The sequence below is a fragment of the Pseudomonas poae genome, assembly GCA_028869255.1.
In the GTDB taxonomy this organism is placed as follows: domain Bacteria; phylum Pseudomonadota; class Gammaproteobacteria; order Pseudomonadales; family Pseudomonadaceae; genus Aquipseudomonas; species Aquipseudomonas poae_C.
On sequence record CP110972.1, the window covers coordinates 2,243,796 to 2,267,307 of the forward strand.

Here is a 23,512-nt window from a genome sequence, read left to right on the forward strand (position 1 = left end):
CGAGGAGGAGCTTTAGGTACGTGCGTGCAAGAAAGTTGGAGCACCCGTAGCGAGGTGCTCCAGCGGGCGGGTCAGATGTCGAGCATCGCCATCACCGCCTCGGGGTAGCGCAGGCCGGCGGTTGCCTCGGCCGGGAAAATCGCCTCCAGGGCGGCCAATTCGGCGCTGCTGAGGGTGAGTGAGACGGCGGCCACGTTCTCTTCCAGGTATTTACGCTGCTTGGTGCCCGGGATCGGGATGATGAAGTCGCCCTGTGCCAGCACCCATGCCAGCGCCAGTTGCCCGGCCGTCACGCCTTTGTCGGCGGCGAGTGTCTGGACCTGTTTGACCAACTGCAGGTTTTTCGCGAAGTTCTCGCCCTGGAAACGCGGGCTGAAGCGGCGGTAGTCATCGGCGGCGAAGTCATCCGGACTTTTTAATGCGCCCGTCAGAAAACCCCGGCCGAGCGGACTGTAGGGCACAAAGGCGATGCCCAGGCGTTGGCACGCGGCGAGGCAGCCGTTGGGTTCCTGATCACGGCTCCACAGCGAATATTCGCTTTGCAGGGCGCTGATCGGGTGAACCTTGTGGGCGCGCTCCAAGGTGGCGGCCGAGGCTTCGCTGAGCCCCAGGTAACGCACCTTGCCCTGTTGTACCAGCTCGGCCATGGCGCCAACGGTTTCTTCGATGGCCACGTCGGGGTCGATGCGGTGCTGGTAGTACAGGTCCAGGGTTTCCACGCCTAGCCGTTGCAGGGTGCCGTCGATGGCGTTGCGGATGTAATTGGGGCGGCCATTCACGCCGCGCAGCGCCGGGTTCGCCGGGTCGCGAACGATGCCGAACTTGCTGGCCAGGAACACCTGGTCACGTTTGCCGGCGATAGCTTTGCCGATCAGTTGTTCATTGGTGTGCGGGCCATAGATGTCAGCCGTGTCGAGGAAGTTGACGCCCAGCTCCAGGGCGCGGTGCAGGGTCGCGACGGCTTCGTGGGTGTCGGTGCCGGTGGTGTAGAAATCGGTCATGCCCATGCAGCCGAGGCCGATGGCGGACACGTGAGGGCCATTGTTGCCGAGTTGACGAGTGTGCATGAGTTCAGCTCCGGGGTGGGGAAGGGCTCCATTGTTACCCTCGACAAAACCGGGATAAACCGGCTAAAAGCACTATCACTATTCGTATTTTCTAAATAATCACGTGCGGAGCTTTCTCTTGGATCGTTTCAATGCAATGCGCGTCTTCACCCGGATCGTCGAGCTGGGCGGTTTTGCCAAGGCGGCGGACAGCCTGCAACTGCCACGCGCTTCGGTGACCATCCTGATCAAGCAATTGGAGGCTCACCTGGGTGTGCAGTTGCTGCAACGCACCACGCGCCAAGTCAGCCCGACGCTGGATGGCGCCGCGTATTACCAGCGTTGCGTACAGTTGCTGACCGACCTGGAGGAAACCGAGGCGGTGTTTTCCAACCGTCGCCAGAATCCACGGGGCACGCTGAGCATAGACATGCCGTCGGGCATCGGGCGCTTCCTGGTGATTCCGGCCCTGCCGGCGTTTACCGCCCGGTACCCGCAGATCGAGTTGGAAATCGGCCTTAATGACCGCACCGTGGACCTGATCCGCGAAGGCGTGGATTGCGTGCTGCGCGGTGGCCTGGCGCTGGACGAATCGCTGGTGGCACGGCCCCTGTCGATGATGGATCAAGTCACCCTGGCCAGCCCGGCTTACCTGGCGCGCATGGGCGTGCCCGAGTGCCTTGAGGACCTGGCCCATCACCAGATGGTCGAGTACGTGTCCAGCACCAGTGGCAAACGCTTTGGCCTGGAGTTTCAACTGGGTTGCGAAGTGCGTGCGGTCAACCTGCCCAAGGTGGTCGCCGTCAACAGTGCCGACGGCTACTTCTGTGCCTGCGAGGCCGGCTACGGGCTGATCCAGGCGCCGCATTACCATGCGATGCGGCGATTGGCCGAGGGCACGCTGGTGGAGGTGCTGCCGCAGTTGGCCGTACCGAAAATGGCCCTGACCGCGTTGTACCCGCCGCATCGGCAGTTGTCGCAGCGGGTGCGGGTGTTTGTGGATTGGCTGGTTGAGTTGTGCGCGCAACCCGGCAGCGGGTTGCAACGCTAGGCTTGCGCCTTGCGATAAGCCCCCGGCTGCTGCCCGGTGACTTTGTGAAAGGCGCGGGTAAACGCCGCTACCGACTGATAGCCCACCGCCAGCGCCACATCCGCCACGGTCTGGTCCTGCTTGAACAACTGGCAGGCGTGGCGCATGCGCATCATCAGCAGCACTTGCCCCGGTGATTGCCCGCACAGTTCATTAAAACGCTTGAAAAACGCCGAACGCGACAGCCCGGTGCAGGCCGCCATGCTCTCCAGGCTCCAGGCTTCCTGCGGGTGGGCGATCAGTTGTTCCAGCAAGTTGGCGAACGCCGGCTGGCGCGCCAACGCAGCCAGGCCGCCCAGCTCGGTGTTATCCAGCACCTGTTGGCGCAGTACATACAGAAACAGCAAGTGACACAGGCGTTCGAGCAAGGCCGAAGACGGTGCCGGCGTGCGTTCGCATTCATGCAGGATCAGTTCGAACAGGTTGCGCGCAGCGATCAGCGACGGGTCGCCGGCGCGCAGGATGATCCACGCGGGCAGGCTATCGACAATCATCGCCGACAGCCCGGACTGGAAATGAAAAAAACCACAGACCAAGCCCACGCCGTCAGTGGCGCTGCTGTCCAGGGGCAGCATCGGCCGGGGCGGGCATTCCTGTGCAGCGGCCGCCGTGGCTGCGCCGGAAAGCCGGTACTCAAGGTCGCGCAACAGGAACACCGCATCGCCGTTATTCAACAGCACCGGCGTGGGTTCGCCGTCGATATGCAGCCAGCACTGGCCCTGCACAATCAGGTGGAAACTCGCCCTGGCCAGGCCATGGGTACTGGCGTGCCAGTCGCCGCAATAACGGCCGATATGAAACAGGCTGGTGTTGAGTTCGAGGCTGTCTAATAACCAATCGACAAGTGCACTGGACGAATTCATCTAATGGAAAGACTCAAGAGCAAGTAATCGCTACTTTAGCCTATTGAGGCGATTTTTTATAACCAACAGACTGGTACACGAACCCATCAGGAGACCACTCCATGTCCCGTGTACCGCTGCTCACCCCTGAAACCGCCCCGGAGGCTGCCAAGCCTTTCCTGGAAAACGCGCAGAAAGCCTCGGGCTTCATTCCCAATCTGCTGGGCGTGCTGGCCAATGCCCCGGCGGCGCTGGAAACCTACATCACCGTCTCAGGGCTGAACGCCAAGTCTGATTTGAGCCTGGCAGACCGCGAAGTGGTGCAGTTGATTGCGGCCACCACCCACGGCTGCGATTTTTGCGTGGCGGGCCACACTGCCGTGGCGCGCAACAAAGCCAAATTGCCGGAAGAGGTGATCGACGCCCTGCGCCGCCACGGTGAATTGCCCGACGCCCGCTATGAAACACTCGCTGCCTTCACGCGTGAAGTGATCGCCACCCGTGGCGATGTCAGCAATGCCGGCTACGACGCGTTCCGCGCCGCGGGTTACTCCGAAGGCAACGCGCTGGAAGTTATTTTGGGCGTGAGCCTGGCAACCCTGTGCAACTTCGCTAACGTGTTTGCCCGTACCCCGCTGAACCCGGAGCTGGCGCAATACCGTTGGGAAAAACCGGCAAGCTGAATCGGCGATGGTCCATTTGCTGCAACAAGGAGAAACATGAATGCTTGACCCAATCTTGAGCCGTTGGCTCGATGTTCAAGCGCAGGCCCTGGATGTGGGCAGTTGCGATCCACAGGAAGTGCTGCCACGGCTGGCGCAAGCCAATGTATTGCGTATCGGTGTGCCGAAACACCTCGGTGGCCTGGGCGGCGATGTCGCCGGCGCGGTGGAAGCCATCGCCAATGTCGCCAGCCATTCCCTGGCGGCGGCGTTTGTATGCTGGGGCCAGCGTTCGTTTATCGAGTATCTGCTGCAAAGCCCGAATGAGCGGCTGCGCGAGCAACTGCTGCCGGACCTGCTGGGCGGCAAGCTGGCCGGGGCGACCGGGCTGTCGAATGCGATGAAGTTTTTGTCGGGTATCGAGACGCTGCAGATCAGCGCCGCGCCCAACGACCACGGCTGGACCCTTAACGGCCGCCTGCATTGGGTGACCAACCTGCGCAAGAACGGGTTTGTGGCGGCTGCTGCCATCGAGCATGCCGGTGGCGGCGCGCCATTTATCTTGGCGATCCCGGATTCGGTCGCCGGCTTGCAGCGCTCCCGCGACCTGGATCTGCTCGGCCTGCAATCGAGCAATACCGCGGCGCTGGGCCTGGAAGGCGTGGAATTGAGCCGCGACTGGCTGCTGCATGACGATGCGCGCAAGTTTTTGCCGGCCGTACGCCCGGCGTTTCTTGGTTTGCAGTGTGGGATGTCGATTGGCCTGGCCCGCCGTTCGTTGGCGGAAGTCGCCAACCACCTGGGGGCGACCCGCACCGTGTTGCGCGAGGAGCTGGAAGCCTTGCGCGTGACCCTTGATCACCTGGTTACCGAACTTAAAAATGGCCTGCTGGCCGGGCGCTGGCGCCGAGCCGGTGCCGCTGTTCAAGCTGCGCATCGCCCTGGCGGAAACCGCCGCGAGTGCGGTGCAGCTGGAGTTGCAGGCCAGTGGCGGCAAGGCCTACCTCACCGCGCACGGCAGCGGGTTTGCGCGGCGCTGGCGGGAGTCGGCGTTTGTGCCGATCGTGACGCCAAGCCTGGTGCAGTTGCGTACAGAGCTGCAGCGTCAGGCCAGCCTATGAGCCACGCCGTATTGAGCGCCCAGGCGGTTTGCCTGGGGTACGCCAGTGGCCCGGTGCTGCAAGGGTTCGACCTGCAGTTGCAGCCCGGTGAAGTGGTGTCGATTCTTGGCCCCAGCGGCGTCGGCAAGTCGAGCCTGTTGCGCGTGCTCGCTGGTTTGCAGGCGCCCCAGGGCGGCAGCGTACGGGTGTTGGGTGAGCCGCTGGACGGCCCGCATCCACGGGTGGCGGTGGCGTTTCAGGACCCCAGCCTGTTGCCCTGGCTGAGCCTCGAAAAGAACGTGGCCTTTGGCCTCGATTTCACCCGCCAGCCACACTTGAGCGCCGAACAGCGGCGCCAGCGCGTCGACCATGCGATCGCTGCAGTCGGGCTGGAACATGCGCGTCAGAAATTTCCGGCGCAGTTGTCCGGCGGTATGGCCCAGCGCACGGCGTTGGCCCGTTGCCTGGCACGCCAGCCGCAAGTGCTGTTGCTGGATGAGCCATTCAGCGCGTTGGACGAAGTGACCCGCGCCGATATGCAGCACCTGTTGCTCAAGGTCAATCGCGAGCAAGGTTCGGCGGCGGTCTTGATCACCCACGATATTGATGAAGCGTTGCTGTTGTCCGACCGCATCCTGCTCCTGGGTAACCGCCCGGCGCGGACCCTGGGCGAATGGCTGATCGACCTGCCGCAACCCCGCGAAGAACAGGTGGAAGCCATCGGCGCACTGCGTATCGAGATTCTTAAAACCTTACGGCAGGCGAGCCGCCCTCAACCCAACCCCCTTGACCTGCTGGAGCCTAGCCATGTGCCTGGATGACCTGACCCACTCGCGGCGTGACTTTCTCAAACTTTCGGCGGTGCTCAGCGCCGCCGGTGCCTGCCGCTGCTGAGCAGCTTACAGGCACGTGCCGCCAGCGAGCCGGACGCGCCGGTGCGCATCGGCTACCTGCCGATCACCGACGCCACGCCGCTGCTGGTGGCGCATAACAATGGCCTGTTCGAAGCCGAGGGCATCAAGGCCGAACGCCCGGTGCTGTTGCGCAGTTGGGCCCAGGTGATCGAAGCGTTTATCTCGGGCCAGGTGAATGTGATTCACCTGCTGTCGCCGATGACCGTGTGGGCGCGTTATGGCAGCAAGGTGCCGGCCAAGGTGGTGGCGTGGAACCACGTCGGCGGTTCGGGGCTGACCGTGGCGCCGGGGATCAACGATGTGAAGCAACTGGGCGGCAAATCGGTGGCGATTCCGTTCTGGTATTCGATCCATAACGTGGTGGTGCAGCAGCTGTTTCGCGACAACGGCCTGACACCGGTGGCGCGTGCGGCGGGCAGTGCGATTGCGGCCAATGAGGTTAACCTGATCGTGCTGCCGCCATCGGACATGCCTCCGGCCCTGGCCAGCAAACGCATCGACGGTTATATCGTCGCCGAGCCGTTCAATGCTTTGGCGGAGAACCTCAAGGTGGGGCGTGTGCAGCGGTTTACCGGGGACGTGTGGCGCAACCATGCGTGCTGCGTGGTGTTTATGCATGAACACGACCTGACCAACCGCCCGGAGTGGTCGCAGAAGGTGGTGAATGCCATCGTCAAGGCCCAGGTCTGGACCCGCGACAACCGCGAAGAGGCGGTGAAGCTGCTGTCCAAGGACGGCCCGAACCGGTACACCCCGCATGCCGAACCGGTATTGAGCAAAGTCCTGGCCCCGGCTGCCGGCGACCGCGCCGCCTACCTGGCTGACGGCGCGATCCAGCACGCCAACTGGGATGAGCACCGCATCGACTTCCAGCCTTACCCGTTCCCCAGCTACACCGAGGAACTGGTGCGCCGCCTGAAAGACACGCTGATCGAAGGCGACAAGAAATTCCTCGCCGACCTCGACCCGGCTTTTGTCGCCAAGGACCTGGTGGACGACCGCTTTGTGCGCAACGCGATCACGGCGGTGGGCGGCATGCAGACCTTCGGCTTGCCTGAGGGCTTTGAGCGAACCGAGGAGATTGGCGTTTGAACAACCGCAGAATCCCGGGCTGGTTGCTCGGGTTGATCGGCTTGGCGGGCTTGCTGTTGCTGTGGTGGCTGGGTGTAAAGGTGTTTGGCGATGCCGATGGTTTGTCGGCACGCTTCTCACTGGCGGCCACCTTCAGCAGCCTGTGGGAATTGCTTGGGCGCGGCGAGTTGTATCTGCACATTGCCGTGAGCCTCAAGCGGATTTTTGTCGGGCTGTTCCTGGCCTTGCTGGTGGGGGTGCCGTTGGGGTTGCTGGTGGGCAGTTCACGCAACCTGGAGGCGGCGACCACGCCGGCGTTCCAGTTTCTGCGGATGATTTCGCCGCTGTCGTGGATGCCTATCGTGGTCATGCTGATGGGGGTAGGGGACCAGCCGATCTACTTCCTGCTGGCGTTTGCCGCTGTGTGGCCGATCATGCTCAATACTGCAGCCGGTGTCAGGCAACTCGACCCGCGTTGGTTGCAATTGAGCAGCAGCCTGAGCGCCACGCGCTGGGAAACGTTGCGCCGGGTAATCATTCCCGGGGTGGTGGGGCACGTGTTGACCGGCGTGCGCCTGGCCATCGGCATCCTGTGGATCGTGTTGGTGCCGTGCGAAATGCTCGGGGTCAGTGCGGGGTTGGGGTATTACATCCTCGATACGCGAGATCGGCTGGCCTACTCCGAGCTGATGGCGATGGTGCTGCTGATCGGGCTGCTGGGCTTTGCCCTGGATGCATTTGCGCGGTGGCTGCATCAGCGCTGGGTGCATGCCGGCTGATGCCTGGCTTTCCTATGGGAAAGCCAGGCCCCTGATCAATCAACGGTGGTAGTAACCGTGCCCGCCGTCGTCATAACGGTGGTCATGCCAGCCGCCTCCGCCACCGTGGGGGAAGAAAAAACAGCCGCTCATGGTCAGCATGATCAGCACGGGAATCAGCAGTGTGATTCGACGCAACATTTGGGAATCCTCTCAGGTACTCACAGGGTCGATCAGGCGCTGGGCAAGCCAAATTTTCTCAGCGCCTGTAACATGAGACCCTGCCGACCCCGGTCCATCCCCGTCGCCGGGTATGCACTTGGCATGTTCGGCGATACACAGTGGATACATTTTTTCAGGTTCAGGAACCCGTCATGACCCAAAAGCAACGTTTGAAATACTCGATTCTGATCGCCCTGGCCGTATTGGCGACGATGTTTGGCCTGTCCTATCTGCAGAACACCGGGGTTATCAGTGAGAAGACGTTCCAGACCATCGCCATTGCCGTCGCAGTGGTTGTGGTGGTGATCAACGGCATCATGCGCCGCAAGGTCAAGCTCTAAGCGCTGACGTCAGGCCCGACCTTCAAGTACCTTGGCAGCCTCTTCATGGAGGCTGTAGCTTTTATCGGCGTTGAGGGTGATGACCCCTTCGCTGCACAGGCGCTTGAGCACCTCGCGCACACTCAGAAACGACAACGGTATGCCCAGTTCCAGCAAATGGCTGTGCACGCCGCGCACCCCGAGGGTGCGCTGGTTGTCGGCTGCGGTGAGCAGCGCGTCGATGACCTTCAGCCGGATCAGGCTGGTGCGCAAGCCGAAACACTTGAGCAGATGGCGAATACGCTGGTTGCCTTGCTGTTCGGGTGCTTTGCCGAACGTGTGCGCGCCGTTGCCAAAACCGGCATCTGTGGCCGATGAATGTCCATCCGTGGGCACTTGCGGGTTGTACATGCAAAAAACTCCTTATCAGAGCCTGATCAGGAAAAATGAGCGCTCTTAAGTAATAAGACGAACGAGCGAGCAAAATCATGAAGTGTTGGATGTAGAAATTTTGTCGGTATCGGCTTTGTCACGCGTGCGGACCCGATAGACATAAGCCTCGCGACTAAATTATTGCGCTTAATTTGCGTCCTTACGGTGGGGTAGCTACCCCGTGAGGGTGTTCAATTTGACGGTGGAGTCGGCGTGATTATTTCCAATCGGTTGTCCAGGGTAGGCGTGGCGGGACTGTTGCTCGGGTTGAGCCTGGCCGCAGCGGCGCGGGAGCAGGTGACACAGGCGTCGGCGGATATCCGGCGGACCAGTTTCGGCGTACCCCACATTCGCGCCAGCGATGAGCGCGGCCTGGGCTTTGGCATTGGTTACGCCTACGCCCAGGACAACCTGTGCCTGCTGGCCAATGAAGTGGTTACGGTGAATGGCGAGCGGGCAAAATTTTTCGGCCCGGAACAGTCGACTCTGGAAGAGCGCAACAACCTCGCCAGCGATGTGTTTTTCACCTGGTTGAACAGCCCGGACGCCGTCGCCGCGTTCTGGAAGGCACAAACCCCGCAGATCCAACAGCGTATAGAAGGCTACGTAGCCGGCTATAACCGCTACCTGAAAGAGCAGGGCGCGCCTGCCCAGTGTCAGGCCGCCTGGGTGAGGCCGCTGGTGGCTGAGGACCTGGTGAAGTTGACCCGTAGGCTGTTAGTGGAGGGCGGTGTCGGCCAATTCGCCGAAGCCCTGGTCGGCGCGGCCCCGCCCCAGGCCACGGCTGGTGTGCAACCAAGCGCCAAGGCCTTCGCACTGGCCGCCGCCAATCAACAGCGCTTTACCCTGGACCGTGGCGGTAACGCCGTGGCGGTGGGCCGTGATCGTTCGTTCAATGGGCGCGGGATGCTGCTGGCCAACCCGCATTTCCCGTGGGTGGGTGGCATGCGTTTTTATGAAATGCACCTGACCATCCCCGGCCAACTGGATGTGATGGGCGCCGCCTTGCCGGGCCTGCCGGTGATCAATATCGGCTTTAACCAGCATGTGGCGTGGACCCACACGGTGGATACGTCCAAGCACTTCACGTTGTACCGCCTGACGCTGGACCCCAAGGATGCCACGCGTTACATGCTCGACGGCAAATCCATCGCCCTGGAAAAAACCCCGGTGACGGTACAGGTCAAGCAGGCGGATGGCAGTCTCAAACCTGTGGCACACACGGTCTACAGCTCGCCATTCGGCCCGGTGGTGCAATGGCCCGGCAAGCTGGATTGGGACAACCACTACGCGTTCAGCCTGCGCGACGCCAACCTGGGGAATGACCGCGTGCTGCAGCAGTGGTACGCGATGAACCGCGCCACCAGCCTCAAGGCGCTGCAAGCCTCGGTGCACACCCTGCAAGGCATCCCGTGGGTCAACACTCTGGCCGCCGATGACCAGGGCCAGAGCCTGTACATGAACCTGTCTGTGGTGCCCAACGTGAGCGCGGCCAAACTGGCTCAATGCAGCGACCCACGCGCCGGCCTGCAGATGATCATGCTCGACGGCGCCCACAGTGCCTGCGCCTGGGATGTGGACCCGCGTGCGGCCCAGCCCGGTATCTTCGCGGCCGACCAACTCCCACAACTGGAGCGCACCGACTACGTCCAGCACTCCAACGACTCGGCCTGGCTGGCCAACCCCAAGGCGCCGCTGACCGGTTTCTCCCCGGTGATCAGCCAGGATCATATCGGCCTCGGCCCGCGTGCGCGCTTCGCCGTGCAACGCCTGCAATCCCTGGAGACGCAACCGATCAGCGTCACCGACCTGCAAAACATGGTCATGGACAACGAGGTGTACCTGGCCGGCCAGGTCATGCCTGACCTGCTCGAATTCTGTGCCAAACACCTCGGCACCGACGCCGCCGCGTTGCAGCCGCTGTGCACCAGCCTGAAAACCTGGGACCGGCGCGCCAACCTCGACAGCGGCGTGGGCCTTGTGCACTTCATCAATCTGGTCGAACACCTGCAACAAATCCCGGATGCCTGGCGCGTTGCCTTCGACCCTGCCCAACCCCTGACGACACCACGCGGCCTGGCCATCGACCGCGAACCGGTGGCCAAAGCCCTGCGCGAAGCCATGTTGGCCTCCAGCGCCGACGTCGCCAAACTCGGCTTGGACGCAAACAGTAAATGGGGCGACATCCAGCTCTCCGGCCAAACCCCGATCCACGGCGGCCCGCAGGAGCTGGGGATCTACAACGCCATGCAAACCGTGCCCAGGGCCGATGGCAAACGCGAAGTGGTCAGCGGCAGCAGCTACCTGCAAATCGTCACCTTCGACGACCAGGGCCCGCATGCCCAAGGCGTGCTGGCGTTCTCCCTGTCCAGCAACCCCGGCTCCCCATACGCCAAGGACCAGACGCAAATGTTCTCCGAGAAAAAACTGCGCCCGCTGCCCTTCACCGAAGCCCAGATCAAGGCTGATCCGCAGTACTAGGAGCAGCACATCAAGGAGTAGGGCGGGCACGCAACCCCTTGATGTCAATACGAAATATTTTTGAAATCAAGGGGTTGCAGGCAAAAGCAAATGAGTACATAATGGCGCCCATCGAACGCAATGAAGCATTAAAAACTTCAATGTATTCAATGAGTTAGAGTAGAGGCAGGGTTTTATAGCCCACTCAAGTTTTTATGCGGTGGGTGTTAGAGGTTTTGACACTGATCGTTTGAGGCCGAGTAGCAAAATGGTTATGCAGCGGATTGCAAATCCGCCTACGCCGGTTCGATTCCGACCTCGGCCTCCACTCTTGAAAACCCCGTAGATTAACGTCTACGGGGTTTTTTATTGCCTGGGTTTTATGATCGCTTGTGCAACCCCCTGCGTCTCTGGGCGCAGGGGGCTGATACGTATATACGCGCTAGTTTTGGCCGAGTGCCGTCAGGCGCAAGCCGTGTTTCAACCTAAACCGGTTTCCCGTTAAACCCGGCCGAAATCCCGCGTAACTTCGCTGCCACCTGGGTCTCGACGGCTATCTTTCTCGGGTTGCTGCTCGGCGTCTTGAGTGAGCCAGCACGGTTTTTTATGCCTGCCAGTTTTCTCAGTTTTGACTGGGCGGTTCGCAGAAAACCATATTTCCACTGTGCAGGCGGCGATTGCCAGTTAAATACTGCAAGCGCATCAGTACAAAGCGTATAGAGATCGATGTCGTCGAACGCTTCTATAACCTGCATCATTTCATCCAGTTCCGAGCGAACTACAGGTGGCCAAAGTTGGGGTCAGGGTTAATGATGTTGCTCTGTTCCCGACACAGTTGTTCAATGAAAAAAGCACCTACGAAATGCGATAAGCAAGTCGTATAGACGCGCATGTCATTTTTATCTATTTCATCCTCTACCGACGCCCCGAACTCGGCGATAGTGGTTCCGGTTACGCGTGCGGACTCGCGTATCAGGCGAATTAACCCGAGTGTCTGGTGGTAAAAGGCGATCCCTGCCGGCGCTTGTTTCAATAGTTTATGAAATTCTTCGCGTGCTTCATTTAGTGTGAAACTGACGATCGGCGTATTGACGAAAAGTGCGGGTGCATCCTTGAAGGCTCCGAACAGTGTGAAGCTGTGAGAATAGACCCTTGCAAATTCGTTAAGGTTATAAAGGTTGTGATGATTCAGCACGGGTGCGGTTTTACCCAGCAAGCACGGGAATGTCGTGGTTGATGTGACAAAGCCGAAATCAAAAAACAGATCTGCGCCCCGCTCATAGTAAACTGTCGGGCTGGTGACTTGCAGCGGCACGAAACTATGAGAGATTTTTTCTTTATGTATAGTCGGGTTAAGCAGTATAAAGCCGACTGTTGAGTCTTCGATCAAGCGCAGCACATGTGCAACACCGAACACTGTGATCTTGTCATCATTGCCCAGCAGCCAGAAATATTCACTCTCGACGCATGACAGCGCGTTCAAGAACGCGGTTTCCGCATTTCCGCATTTTTTGTCTTGAAGTTTAAAGCTGAAATTTGAGTGTTTGCTGTACTTGGTGACTACTGTTGACAGGTCGTCTGTGGAAAAATCATCGACGACCAGTACCGCGCACTGATTTTTTGCGCCCGCCTTCTCAATAGAGGCAAATGCACTTTCAAGTAAGCGATCAAGCGCGTCAACGCGGTTGTAATTAGGGATAAGAATAGTGATCTTATAGCTCATTATTCCTGCCTTTTTGCTGGCTTGCCGGAGAGGACACGCAAAACCCCGGCAGGGCCATGATTTTTCAAGACTCGAAGTGCGCCGCGAACGGTGCCGCGTATGCCATGACTTCTGAGTGTCTCGGATACCCGATCTCGGGGAGACCTGGAGAGTGAACTGAACTCATCCTGCCCGAGTGCGTATGAAGGCGTTAGGGGTTGGTCAAACAGCATGATGCGCGGTTTTAGAGGCAATGTAATCGTGCCCGCATAGGGCTTGCCGCTGGCTTGCATTCTCCATGCGGCGCCTAGCGTTGCAATGTGCGCTGGAATGTTTTGCAAGTAACTGCTGATGTGCTCTGCAAATTGGCCAGTGGTTGCGCGAGCGTGTTCGAGCCCACCCGCTTCACCCAACATGCACCATCCGAGTTTGCCGGTTTCATTGGCCGCTAACGGCGGCCCTCGAAGTATTTGTTTTTAACGAACACGGTGGGGCAACCGCAGAGTATTGCTTCAATAGCCAGCGCCGTGTCCTCGTAGCAGTAAAACACCTCAGAGCGCCAGAATAAGTCGCGAACTTCCTCTGTGCTCATTTTGTCGCTGCGCAGGATCTCTATAGAACCTTCCGGGACGTTTTCAGGTGTTTCCCCGTGAATGCCTTTCAGTTTGCCAGCGTAATAACAGCTGCCTTGGCGCTTCACGTCGTCTTCAGGGTAGTGCCAGAAATCCAGATCAACCGTGGGTACGAACAGTATGTCGTTGATTGGCGGGTGATCCGGGAATTCGGTTGCACAAAATTCGCTGAGGGTTTTGGCGTAAGCCACCCCAAAATCGGCTGCCTGCGTGTATTTTGTATTGAGTTTTCCTGGATAGTTCAGGATGAAACGGCCAAAGAAACTGGCTTTCAGCGGGTTATCAAAAACTTCTGGATAGACCACGATCGGTGTGAGCTTGCGTTGGTCGTAGTGGTCGATTATGTCCTGTGTCAGCGCTGGAACTATCATCCCGCCCGGGAACTCGGATTGCCCTGGATCGTCACGTAACCTGGGAGACTTCTGATCGCAACTTGTGCCGCAGGGTAGTGCACTATATAGGCTGATTCTCCAGCCAGGTTTAGATAGTGGCACAGTAGATGAAGTGTGGTTACGCCTGCGGAGACTTTTGTGTAGGGGGGCGTAACGATATAAAAAGGGTTCTTTTCTTTTGGGATGATTGATTTCATTGGGGAAGTAAAGTAATCCTTGTCATATCATTTATTTTGATCGGTGAGTTCCGGAAAATTCTCCACGCCGATCAAGTTCAGGCTCAAGCACTGGTGCGTCGCAGAGCGTTGCCGTGCGCCCGGATGCTTTTCTATTAGGCTGCTTTTAGGCTGCTTTCTTGAAAAACTCATCTTAAATAGCACGTTTTGGTCGTGAGCCTCAACATCCTGTTTACCTAAAGAGGGCCCGTCCAAATCACGTTAGCCGTCTCTCAGCCGTGCCTTCTGCATTTGATGGACGGCTCTGAGCTAGCGTCCATGCTTGTCCCTTATGCTGCCCACGGTGTGGTCGACCTAGAGCCATCAAAGGCCGAGATACATTGACGAGCTTCACCTATAGCTAGCTGAGCGTAATCACGCTCACGGCTCGGCGCGCTTCGGATTCAGCCGGTAGCTGACCGGCGGTCAGGGTTGTGGCTCGCAAACCGGTTAATCCGTTTATGAATTGTTCACATGCCCAAGCTACCGTCCCGTTCGATTTTGCAATTGCCAAGTCTGCGCAAATCACGGAACTCTCCACTGATAAAAAAGCAGAGCTGGATTCGACCACGCAACGGTTCGCAGAACTAAAAACACGGTGTACCGTTAACCTTACAAAGCCTACCAACAGGTTACACGATAGTCGTGACGCACTTCATTTTGCGCTGTCATACCCAACGAGAAGTTAATCTCGTCAAGTAAGAGAGTGTGGTTATGAAGTTGAATTACCTAACTAAGGCAGCGGTGGTTGTCGCGCTGTTGTCCACGTTGTCCGGCTGCTGGATATTTATGCCACCGGGCGGTGGCGGCGGGGGCGGCCCTGGCGGTGGGCATGGTCAAGGTGGCGGTCCTGGGGGCGGTGGCGGCCAGCGCTGACGGGTAGCCAAGCGAGGCAAGCCAAATGGCTTGCCTTTTTTTTGCCTGTGCCAAATCCCGGGCAAAGAAAAGCCCGCGATGGGGAGTGCGGGCTAAAAGGTGTTCGCTTAGGAGCTGGATCAACCATAGGCGCCTATCTGTGAAAGGTTTGTGAAAAATCAGCGGGGCTGCCGACATTTTCAAGCACTACCAAAGTGTATTCCTCGATCCGCTTCTAGCTGTACGGGGCGGTGGGTGGCATATGCCTTTACTGTCGCAGGCCTATCACCCCGCTTGGATACCGCGTCATGTTCATGTCTACCAGCTTACTGTCAGCCTTTGTGCTGTTTGCCTTTGTGTCCTCGATCACTCCAGGCCCCAACAACACCATGTTGCTGGCCTCGGGGGTGAACTTCGGGTTTCGCCGCTCGATGCCCCATGCGCTGGGGATCAGCATCGGTTTCATGCTACTGGTGATTTCGGTCGGCCTGGGGTTGGGCGAGGTGTTCAAGGTATTCCCGTGGGCGTATACGCTGTTGCGCTATGTCGGCGCGACGTATTTGCTGTACCTGGCGTGGAAGATCGCGACGGCAGGCGGCATGTCCGATAGCAGTGATGAACACGGCAAACCCATGACCTTTCTTGGCGCCGCCGCGTTCCAGTGGGTCAACCCCAAGGCCTGGATCATGGCACTGGGGGCCATCACCACCTATACGCCGGCGGAGGGTACGTCACCAACGTGCTGGTCATCGCGTTGGTGTTTGCAGTGGTCAACCTGCCCAGCGTGTGTGTATGGGTGGGGTGTGGCAGTGGCTTGCGCAATGTGTTGCGCGAGCCGCGCTGGCTGCGGCTGTTCAACGGGTCGATGGCGGCGTTGCTGGTACTGTCGCTGTACCCGATGGTGTTTGCCGGATGAAGGTCAGACCGGTGAGATGGTCGCCAGCAGGCCGATGCCGATGGTCAATACCAGAAAACCGAACAGGAAAAGTGCCATCTTGGTCATAAGGCCTCCGAAGGGAAGGGGGTGGAATTGGCGCCATTGTCCGCCCAGGCGACGTTTCAATACAGACCCAGATGGCAAAGAAAAAACCGTATCAGATGCGCCTGCGAGTGTTCTGCTACGGGCTTTGGGCGGGTACGGTTTTCTCAAGATCAGTGCTTGAGACAGCCACCGGATTTCCCCCTAAGATGGCGCCCACTGCATCAACAATAAAAGTGGGCACACCCCCGATGGAAAGACGCCAGTTCAGCGGTGGCATGCAAGGCAAGAACCTGCGCTACCTCAACGACACCTCCCGGCAGGCGGCAGCGCAGACCCGCGTCGGCTTCGTGCTGCTCGAACACTTCTCCCTGCCTGCGTTCACCCAGACCCTCGACACCTTTGTCACGGCCAACCTGCTGCGCCCCGAGCTGTTCGCCTCGCGCACGTTCGGCTGCTGCGACGGGGAAGTCATCAGCGACCTGGGCCTGGTGATCCGCCCCGATGCGCAACTGGATGCCGCTGCACTGCAGAACCTTGACTTGCTGGTAATTTGCGGTGGCTTTCGCACCGAGCTCAAAGCCGGCGACGACGTTATCCAACTGCTGCGCACCGCTGCCGAGCTGGGCGTGAGCCTTGCCGGGTTGTGGAACGGCGCATGGTTTCTCGGGCGTGCGGGCCTGTTGCAAGGCTACCGCTGCGCGATCCACCCCGAACATCGCCCGGCGCTGGCCGAAGTGTCCAAGGCCGCGCAGGTTACCAGTGAACCCTACGTTATCGATCGCGACCGCCTCACCGCCTCCAGCCCCTCCGGGTCCTTCCACATGGCGCTGGACTGGATCAAGGGCCTGCACGGCAAGGCCCTGGTTGAGGGCATCGAAGACATCCTGGCGTTTGAGGAGTCGCGCTACCGCCGTATCAAACCCACCGAAAACATCAGCGTCAGCGCGCCATTGCGCGAAGTGGTGAAGCTGATGGACACCAACCTCGAAGAACCCCTGGAACTCGACCAACTCGCCGTGTATGCCGGCCGCTCCCGCCGCCAACTCGAACGCCTGTTCAAGGAACAACTGGGCACCACACCGCAGCGTTACTACATGGAATTGCGCGTGACCGAGGCGCGACGGCTGTTGCAGCACACCGAACTGTCACAGGTGGAAGTGCTGGTGGCGTGCGGGTTTGTGTCCCCGAGCCACTTCAGCAAGTGCTACAGCGCATATTTCGGTTATCGCCCCTCCAAGGAAAAGCGGTTGGTCAAGTAGCCCGCCCCGGCAGCCGGGCGTGTGTCAGAAACGCTGCAGGCGATAAGGCCCGAGCGCGGGTAACCCCGACATCAGCGGGGCCGCACTCGCCAGCTGCGCAACCAGCTCCGCCGTCAGCGCCGCCTGCGTCAAGCCCAGATGCTGGTGACCAAATGCCAGCAACACCTTGCCCGCGCATACTCGATCAATCACCGGCAGCGAGTCCGGCAACGATGGCCGAAACCCCATCCACGGGGTCGCATCCTGCGCACTCAAGTCCTGGCGAAACAAGCCTTGGCTCAACCGATGCAACTGCCAGGCGCGCTGCATATTTGCCGGGCGGTCGAGGCCGGCGAATTCCACCGTGCCGGCCAGGCGCAAGCCGCCCGCCATCGGCGTCATGATGAACTTGCGTTCCAGCGAGGTGACGGCGAAGGGCAGGCGTTGCGGCTCATGGGGCAGCATCAGGTGATAACCGCGTTCGGTGTCCAGCGGGACTTTTTTGCCGGTCAGTGCGCCAGTGAGCCTGGCCGAGTGGGCACCGCAAGCGATCAGCACCTGTCGCGCCGCCAAGGGCCCTGATCGGTACTCAGCGCAACACCATGCTCTTCAACGCGTGCATCCAGCACCTCGCGCTTGAGGAATTGCACGCCACTGGCCTTGGCCGCCTGTGCCAACTCACACACCACCTGGTACGGGTCCAGAAAGTGCCCGGTGCCCGGAAAAAACAGCCCACCCAGGATGGCCTCGCTCAAGCCCGGGGCGGCCTTGCGTACCGCATCGCCCGACCAGAATTGCACTGGCACCTGCTGCTGTTGCATGCGGTGTTGCAAGGCGTCCAGGGCCGCCCGCGAATCCGCTCGCTCGTACACCAGCAACGAGCCGTCTTCGCGCAGCAATTGCGGCCGGTCGATGCTGTGCAGCAAGCGTTGCCACGCGGCCAAACTGCCTTCGTTCAGGGCACGGATGCCCGCTACCGTCTGCTGGTAGCTCTTTGGGCGCAAGTTGAGCAACAGGCGTACAAACCAGGGCAGGGCGCGGGGCAGGTATTTCCAGTCCAGGCGCAATGGGCCCATCGGGTCCATCAGCATGGCGGGCAAGCGTTTTAAGATCGACAGGTCGGCAATCGGAAACACCTGTTCGGTGGCCAGGTGGCCGGCATTGCCAAAGGAGGCGCCCATGCCGGGGGCCTGCTGGTCGATCACCACCACTTGCCGGCCCTGACGTGCCAGTTGCAGGGCGCAGGCGACGCCGATGATACCGGCGCCGACCACGGCGATCTCTGCACGGTTGGGGTCCGCCATAGTCAAGCCTCCCGCTCGCCGTCGAGCAGGCGGCGTAACAGCAAGGGGTTGCCGTGCTGGAGCGCCTGCGGCAGCAATGCGTCAGGGAAGTCCTGGTAGCACACCGGCCGCAGGAACCGCTGGATCGCCGCCGTGCCCACCGAGGTGCTGCGCGTATCCGAGGTGGCCGGGAATGGCCCGCCATGCACCATGGCGTCGCACACTTCCACCCCGGTCGGCCAGCCGTTGACCAGCAGGCGACCGGCCTTGCGCTCCAGCACCGGCAACAGGGCCCTGGCGCTCGCCAGGTCCGCGTCGTCCAGGTGCAGGGTGGCGGTCAGTTGGCCTTCCAGGAGTTCGGACACCTGGCGTACTTGATCGCCGTCAGCGCACACCACCACCAACGATGCCGCGCCGAACACTTCCGCCTGCAGGTGCTCGTTGGCGAGGAACGCTGTGGCCTGGGTCACGAACAGACGCGCCCGGCCCTGGTTGGGGCTGTGTGACGGCAAGCCCTGCGCGGCCACCTGGGCGTGTGCGGTCAAGGCGCCGACCCCCGATTCGTAAGCAGCAAAAATGCCCGGTGTGAGCATGGTCTGTGCCGCGCAGTGCGACAGCCGTTCGCCGGCCGCCTGGATGAAGCGGTCGAGGGCTGGGCCCTGGACGGCAATCACCAGGCCCGGGTTGGTACAAAACTGCCCGGCGCCCTGGGTCAGCGACGCCACAAACCCTTGGGCCAGGGCTTCGCTGCGCGCCTCGAGCGCGCCAGCAAACAGATACACCGGGTTGATCGAACTCATTTCCGCATACACCGCAATTGGCTCCGGCCGCGCCTGCGCCGCCTGGCACAGCGCAACACCGCCACTGCGCGAGCCGGTAAAACCCACCGCCTTGATGCGCGGGTCGCTCACCAATGCAATCCCTACTTCGCGGCCGGAACCGTAGAGCAGGGAAAACACGCCTTCGGGCAACCCACAATCCTTAACCGCCTGGGCCACGGCACGGCCCACCAGCTCACTGGTGCCGGGGTGCGCGCTGTGCGCCTTGACCACCACCGGGCAACCGGCGGCCAGCGCCGAAGCGGTATCGCCACCCGCCACTGAAAACGCCAAGGGGAAATTGCTGGCGCCAAACACCGCCACGGGACCCAGCGCTACGTGGCGCTGGCGCAGGTCTGCGCGGGGCAGGGGCTGGCGCTGCGGCTGTGCGGTGTCCACGCGCACGTCCAGCCATTCACCCGCCCGCACGGTGCGGGCAAAGCTGCGCAGCTGCCCGCAGGTGCGGCTGCGTTCACCCTGGATGCGTGCCGTCGGCAGGCCGGTTTCGGCGACGGCACGCTCGATCAACGCGTCGCCCAGGGCTTCGATGTTGTCGGCAATCGTTTCAAGAAACCTGGCGCGATCCGCCAAAGAGGTTTCGCGATAACCGTCAAACGCCGCCCATGCCAAGGCGCAGGCCTGCTCGACGTGCTCAGCGCTGCCGCCGGCGTAGGCCGGCTCCATGGGCGTGTCGGTGGCGGGATTGATCGCGCGGATCGCGTCGCGAGTGCCGGTAAGGGTTTGCTGACCGATCAGCATCTTGCCCGTCAGAGTCATGGGGTCGTCCTGGAAAAAAGAGGGGTTGGCCGCCGTGAGAACCACAGCGGCGCGTAAAGCATCAGGCAACGTTCTGCTCGGCCGACCAATTGGCGTACCACTGGCGGAACAGGGCGTACTGGGTTTCGGCATACCGGCGCTGGGCGTCGCTGAGCGCATCGGTTTGGTTGAAGTGCAATTCGTAGCCTTTATCGCCGTTAAGCACCATCAGGTGCTTGTAGTACAGCACCAGGTCACAGCCCTCGTCGAACGACGACAACACCGCCAGCGCGGCTTCCAGCTCACGCGCCTGGCGGCGGGCCTTGGCGTCCCCCGTGGCGGCCTGTTTGCTCAAGGCCACCAAGTGCAGCACTTCCCGTGGCAGGGCGTTGCCGATGCCGGTGATGGCGCCGGTGGCGTTGCAGTTGACGAAACCGTGCACCACCTGGGTATCAACGCCGACCATCAAGGTCACGCTGTCGTCCTGGGAGGTGATGTGTTCCGCCGCATAGCGCAGGTCGGCGCCACCGCCGAACTCCTTGAAGCCGATCAGGTTCGGGTGTTCGCGGCGCAGTTCGAAGAACAGCTCGGCGCGGGTGGCAAAGCCGTAATAAGGGCTGTTATAGATCACCGCCGGCAGGTTTGGCGCGGCCTTGAGGATTGCCGAGAAGTGCGCCTTTTGCGCGGTGGCGCAGGCGCCACGGGACAACACTCGTGGGATCACCATCAAACCGTGGGCACCGACCTTCGCCGCGTGCGCGGCGTGGGCCACGGCTTCACGGCTGTTTACCGCGCCGGTGCCGACGATGGTCGGCACACCGGCCGCCACCAGGCGTGCCACGCCTTCCTGGCGCTCGGCCTCGGTCAGCAGCGGCCAGTCACCCATGGAGCCGCAGTACACCACGGCGCTCATGCCGATATTGATCAGCTCACGGCCCTTGGCGACCAGGGCGTCGAAGTCCGGCGTGCGCGCAGCGGTGCACGGGGTCATCAGCGCGGGGATGCAACCGGTAAAGATGTTGTCGCTCATTGTTCTAACTCCTTGCAGCGTTCAGTTGAATTTGGCGGGCTCAGATACCCCAGGCAAACGGGTCCTGCTCGTCGATCAGCAAGGTGCTGTCGGCGGTCATATAGGCGCGGCCGGTGATGAAAGGGCGCACGCGTTCGCCGTCCCATTCATAGCGGCCTTCGAATTGGCTGCCGGTGATGCTGGCCTGTATCCAGGGCTCACCGGGGCTCAGTTTTCCATCGGCGGCCAGGCACGCCAGCTTGGCGCTGGTGCCGGTGCCGCAGGGGGAGCGGTCGTAGGCTTTGCCGGGGCACATCACGAAGTTGCGGCTGTCGGCGTGGTCGTCATCGGCGAACAGTTCGATATGGTCGATCAGTGCGCCGTTCGCGCCGTGAATGCCCTGGGCCTCCAGGGCCTTGAGCATCGCCCAGGTGTAGTCGGTGAGGGCGTCGACGTGCTGCATGTCGAGCGTCTTGCCATGTTCCGAGACCAGGAAAAACCAGTTGCCGCCCCAGGCAATATCGCCCTGCACCACGCCATGGCCGGGCACATCCACCGACACCTGGCGGCGATGCCGGTAGGCGGGCACGTTGCCCAGGGTCACCGCGCCGTCCTCGTGCAAGGTGGCGCTGACCGGGCCGACCGGGGTGTCGATCAGATGAACCCCGGGTGCAATGCTTCCTAAGTGATGCAATGAGGCGACCAACCCGATGGTGCCGTGGCCGCACATGCCCAGGTAACCGGCGTTATTGAAGAAGATCACCCCGCAGGTAGCCCCCGGCGTGACCGGCGCACAGTACAGCGCACCGACCAGTACATCGTTGCCACGCGGCTCCAGCAGGCAGGCTCGGCGCCATTGGTCGTGCTCGCTGCGCAGGTGCTCCAGCTGCTCGGCAATGCTGGCGCCCTCAAGGGTGGGGAAGCCGGTCATCACCAGGCGCGTGGGTTCACCGCCGGTGTGGGAGTCGATCACATGCAGTCGCTTCATAAAACGCTCCAATCAGTGGGTGGCCGGGGTCAGCGTGGTGTGGGCGTGAGGTTCATCGACGGCTTCGCTTTCATCCGCTTCATGCTCCAGGCGTACCTGGTGAGCCGGCACACCGGTGGCAGCGCCCCAGTAGTAAATGCCGAGGGCGCAGAGTGCGACGACCAAGGTGTCGAACGGATGGCTGAGCACGCCGAGGCCCCCAAAACTGCCGAGTTTGGACAGCAGGATAGTCACCGCGTAAAAACCAATCAGCCAGGCCGACGAGCGTACTTGTTGCTTGAGGTTCAGGTGCGCGGTCGGCACCCAGCGGGCGCACAGCAGGTACACCACAAACATCAGGATCTGCAGGCCGAGCAGCCAGGACACGGTGCTCCAGCCGGACCAGTACACGATCAGCGCCGCGATGATGAACGACAGCGGTCCGAGCACCGCCATGCCCTTGACGCGGAACGGGCGGGCCATGTCCGGTGCATTGCGGCGCAAGGCGGCGACGGTCACCGGGGCCACGGCGTAGCTGAGGATCAGCGCGGCGGACACCACATTGATCAGCGCTTCCCAGGACGGGAACGGCAGGGTCCAGAACACCGACAGGCCGAAGGTCAGCCACAGCGCCGGGCGCGGGATGCCGGATTTCTCATCGATACGCGTGAAAATCTTGAAGAACGTGCCGGTCTGCGCCCAGCCGTACACCACACGCGGCGTGGCGTTCATATAGATATTGCCGCAGCCGCTGGGCGAGATCACCGCGTCGGCCACCACCAGGTAAGCCAGCCACCCCACGCCCAACGCCAGGGCGATATCGCGATAAGGCAACGCGAGTTCCTTGCTGATGCCGGCCCAGCCATTGGCGAGCATTTCAGTCGGCACACCACCCAGGAATGCCGTTTGCAGCAGCACGTAAATGGCGGTCGACAGCAGCACCGACAGGATCAGCGCGATGGGAATTGTGCGTTGCGGGTTCTTCACTTCGCTGGCCACCGAGATGATCGGCGTCAGCCCCAGGTAGGCAAAAATCACCCCGCCAGCCGACACCGCCATCTCGATGCCCGACAGGCCAAACGGCGCAAACCCGTGCATCTGGAAGTTCGCCGGTTTGAAGAAGGTGAACAGCACACCGATCACCAGCAGCGGCACGATGAACTTGAAGACACTCACCAGATTATTGGCGATGGCGAAGGTTTTCACACTGCGGTAATTGAGCACGAAAAACAGGCACAGCAGCGCCAGTTGCACCAGCCAGCCGAGGGTGGTCGGGTCGCTGGAACCGGCCTTGGTCAGCTCGGGAAACCAGGCTGCGGCGTATTGGCGCGAGGCGACCACTTCAATGGCCACCAGGCTGGAGAATGCAATCAGCGTGATAAACCCCATCAGGTAACCCAGCAACGGCCCGTGGGAGTACACCGGGTAACGCACCACGCCGCCGGCGCGGGGCAGGGCGGCGCCGAGTTCGCAGTACACGATACCCAGCAGCAGCACCGCAAAACCGCCGAGCAACCAGGAGAAAATCCCCGCCGGGCCGGCGATCGCAGACACGTGGCTGGCCGCAAACAACCAACCCGAACCGAAGATGGCGCCCAGCCCGATAAAGGTCAGGTCCATCAGTGAAAGTTGTTTCTTGAACTTGCCTTGAGCAGACATGGCGGCGCCTTCTTGTGAGTTATTGGATAGGCATGCAGTGGCCATATCCTGAACTCGTCAAAGCTCGGGCGATTGATGTTTTGCGCA

Annotated in this window: 19 protein-coding genes, 1 tRNA gene and 4 pseudogenes; 11 read left to right on the forward strand and 13 right to left on the reverse strand. The window is 61.0% G+C overall.

The genetic code is table 11. The features are described from left to right. Window positions 1–71: 71 nt before the first annotated feature. The gene (locus LRS56_10355; GenBank protein ID WDU64826.1) at window positions 72–1,067 is read right to left on the reverse strand and encodes an aldo/keto reductase; all 996 of its coding nucleotides are present in this window, start codon (window positions 1,065–1,067) and stop codon (window positions 72–74) included. Window positions 1,068–1,185: 118 nt separating this feature from the next. On the opposite strand from LRS56_10355, the gene LRS56_10360 reads away from it, so the two are divergent. Continuing rightward, window positions 1,186–2,097, forward strand: coding sequence for a LysR family transcriptional regulator (locus LRS56_10360; protein WDU64827.1), 912 nt, complete (start codon window positions 1,186–1,188; stop codon window positions 2,095–2,097). Here LRS56_10360 and LRS56_10365 read toward each other — a convergent pair. Then, window positions 2,094–2,999, reverse strand: coding sequence for an AraC family transcriptional regulator (locus LRS56_10365; GenBank protein ID WDU64828.1), 906 nt, complete (start codon window positions 2,997–2,999; stop codon window positions 2,094–2,096). The two genes, LRS56_10360 and LRS56_10365, sit on opposite strands and share 4 nt — an antisense overlap. Before the next feature lie 101 nt (window positions 3,000–3,100). Between LRS56_10365 and LRS56_10370 the strand changes: the two genes are divergently transcribed. From LRS56_10370 to LRS56_10390, 5 genes and pseudogenes are all read left to right on the forward strand, one after another. After that, window positions 3,101–3,661 (forward strand): carboxymuconolactone decarboxylase family protein, encoded by a 561-nt coding sequence (locus tag LRS56_10370; protein ID WDU64829.1) that lies wholly within the window; start codon window positions 3,101–3,103, stop codon window positions 3,659–3,661. Between the two features lie 40 nt (window positions 3,662–3,701). After that, window positions 3,702–4,761, forward strand: a pseudogene (locus LRS56_10375) (acyl-CoA/acyl-ACP dehydrogenase). Continuing rightward, complete coding sequence (locus tag LRS56_10380) at window positions 4,758–5,561, forward strand: ABC transporter ATP-binding protein (GenBank protein WDU64830.1); 804 nt, start codon at window positions 4,758–4,760, stop codon at window positions 5,559–5,561. Before LRS56_10375 ends, LRS56_10380 begins: the two are co-directional and overlap by 4 nt. Beyond that, window positions 5,548–6,746: pseudogene (locus LRS56_10385) on the forward strand (ABC transporter substrate-binding protein). The gene LRS56_10380 and the pseudogene LRS56_10385 overlap by 14 nt, the downstream one beginning before the upstream one ends. Next, window positions 6,743–7,504: an ABC transporter permease gene (locus tag LRS56_10390; protein ID WDU64831.1), complete on the forward strand. Its 762-nt coding sequence runs from the start codon at window positions 6,743–6,745 to the stop codon at window positions 7,502–7,504. The pseudogene LRS56_10385 and the gene LRS56_10390 overlap by 4 nt, the downstream one beginning before the upstream one ends. 39 nt (window positions 7,505–7,543) lie before the next feature. On the opposite strand, the gene LRS56_10395 is transcribed toward LRS56_10390, so the two are convergent. Continuing rightward, window positions 7,544–7,684, reverse strand: coding sequence for a hypothetical protein (locus LRS56_10395; protein WDU64832.1), 141 nt, complete (start codon window positions 7,682–7,684; stop codon window positions 7,544–7,546). A gap of 173 nt (window positions 7,685–7,857) precedes the next feature. On the opposite strand from LRS56_10395, the gene LRS56_10400 reads away from it, so the two are divergent. Continuing rightward, on the forward strand, window positions 7,858–8,046 hold the full coding sequence (locus LRS56_10400) for a hypothetical protein (protein WDU64833.1): 189 nt from the start codon (window positions 7,858–7,860) through the stop codon (window positions 8,044–8,046). 9 nt (window positions 8,047–8,055) lie between these two features. On the opposite strand, the gene LRS56_10405 is transcribed toward LRS56_10400, so the two are convergent. Next, window positions 8,056–8,436 (reverse strand): fe2+ zn2+ uptake regulation protein, encoded by a 381-nt coding sequence (locus LRS56_10405; protein ID WDU64834.1) that lies wholly within the window; start codon window positions 8,434–8,436, stop codon window positions 8,056–8,058. Window positions 8,437–8,670: 234 nt separating this feature from the next. On the opposite strand from LRS56_10405, the gene LRS56_10410 reads away from it, so the two are divergent. Together LRS56_10410 and LRS56_10415 are read left to right on the forward strand one after the other, a co-directional pair. Next, window positions 8,671–10,938 (forward strand): acylase, encoded by a 2,268-nt coding sequence (locus LRS56_10410; protein ID WDU64835.1) that lies wholly within the window; start codon window positions 8,671–8,673, stop codon window positions 10,936–10,938. 233 nt (window positions 10,939–11,171) lie between these two features. Continuing rightward, window positions 11,172–11,245, forward strand: a tRNA-Cys gene (locus LRS56_10415). Between the two features lie 157 nt (window positions 11,246–11,402). Here the strand turns inward: LRS56_10415 and LRS56_10420 are convergent. The 3 genes from LRS56_10420 to LRS56_10430 form a co-directional block, all read right to left on the reverse strand. Then, complete coding sequence (locus LRS56_10420; GenBank protein WDU64836.1) at window positions 11,403–11,675, reverse strand: hypothetical protein; 273 nt, start codon at window positions 11,673–11,675, stop codon at window positions 11,403–11,405. A gap of 20 nt (window positions 11,676–11,695) precedes the next feature. After that, window positions 11,696–12,640 (reverse strand): glycosyltransferase, encoded by a 945-nt coding sequence (locus LRS56_10425; GenBank protein ID WDU64837.1) that lies wholly within the window; start codon window positions 12,638–12,640, stop codon window positions 11,696–11,698. Window positions 12,641–13,067: 427 nt separating this feature from the next. Then, the gene (locus tag LRS56_10430) at window positions 13,068–13,622 is read right to left on the reverse strand and encodes a hypothetical protein (GenBank protein ID WDU64838.1); all 555 of its coding nucleotides are present in this window, start codon (window positions 13,620–13,622) and stop codon (window positions 13,068–13,070) included. Window positions 13,623–15,021: 1,399 nt separating this feature from the next. Between LRS56_10430 and LRS56_10435 the strand changes: the two are divergent. Then, window positions 15,022–15,629 (forward strand): annotated as a pseudogene (locus LRS56_10435) (LysE family translocator). A gap of 3 nt (window positions 15,630–15,632) precedes the next feature. Here the strand turns inward: LRS56_10435 and LRS56_10440 are convergent. Then, window positions 15,633–15,776 (reverse strand): hypothetical protein, encoded by a 144-nt coding sequence (locus LRS56_10440; protein WDU64839.1) that lies wholly within the window; start codon window positions 15,774–15,776, stop codon window positions 15,633–15,635. A gap of 194 nt (window positions 15,777–15,970) precedes the next feature. Between LRS56_10440 and LRS56_10445 the strand changes: the two genes are divergently transcribed. Further along, window positions 15,971–16,954, forward strand: a complete 984-nt coding sequence (locus tag LRS56_10445; GenBank protein ID WDU65721.1) for a GlxA family transcriptional regulator — start codon at window positions 15,971–15,973, stop codon at window positions 16,952–16,954. A 24-nt stretch (window positions 16,955–16,978) separates the two neighbouring features. Here LRS56_10445 and LRS56_10450 read toward each other — a convergent pair. The 5 genes and pseudogenes from LRS56_10450 to LRS56_10470 all read right to left on the reverse strand — a co-directional run bounded on the left by LRS56_10450 (window position 16,979) and on the right by LRS56_10470 (window position 23,425). Continuing rightward, window positions 16,979–18,237: pseudogene (locus tag LRS56_10450) on the reverse strand (FAD-dependent oxidoreductase). A 2-nt stretch (window positions 18,238–18,239) separates the two neighbouring features. After that, window positions 18,240–19,811 carry an aldehyde dehydrogenase (NADP(+)) gene (locus LRS56_10455; GenBank protein WDU64840.1) on the reverse strand — a complete coding sequence of 524 codons (1,572 nt, stop codon included), beginning with the start codon at window positions 19,809–19,811 and terminating at the stop codon, window positions 18,240–18,242. Window positions 19,812–19,872: 61 nt separating this feature from the next. Continuing rightward, on the reverse strand, window positions 19,873–20,820 hold the full coding sequence (locus tag LRS56_10460; protein ID WDU64841.1) for a dihydrodipicolinate synthase family protein: 948 nt from the start codon (window positions 20,818–20,820) through the stop codon (window positions 19,873–19,875). Between the two features lie 40 nt (window positions 20,821–20,860). Further along, on the reverse strand, window positions 20,861–21,787 hold the full coding sequence (locus tag LRS56_10465) for a 4-hydroxyproline epimerase (GenBank protein WDU64842.1): 927 nt from the start codon (window positions 21,785–21,787) through the stop codon (window positions 20,861–20,863). Between the two features lie 12 nt (window positions 21,788–21,799). Then, window positions 21,800–23,425 (reverse strand): APC family permease, encoded by a 1,626-nt coding sequence (locus tag LRS56_10470; GenBank protein ID WDU64843.1) that lies wholly within the window; start codon window positions 23,423–23,425, stop codon window positions 21,800–21,802. Between the last annotated feature and the right edge of the window lie 87 nt (window positions 23,426–23,512).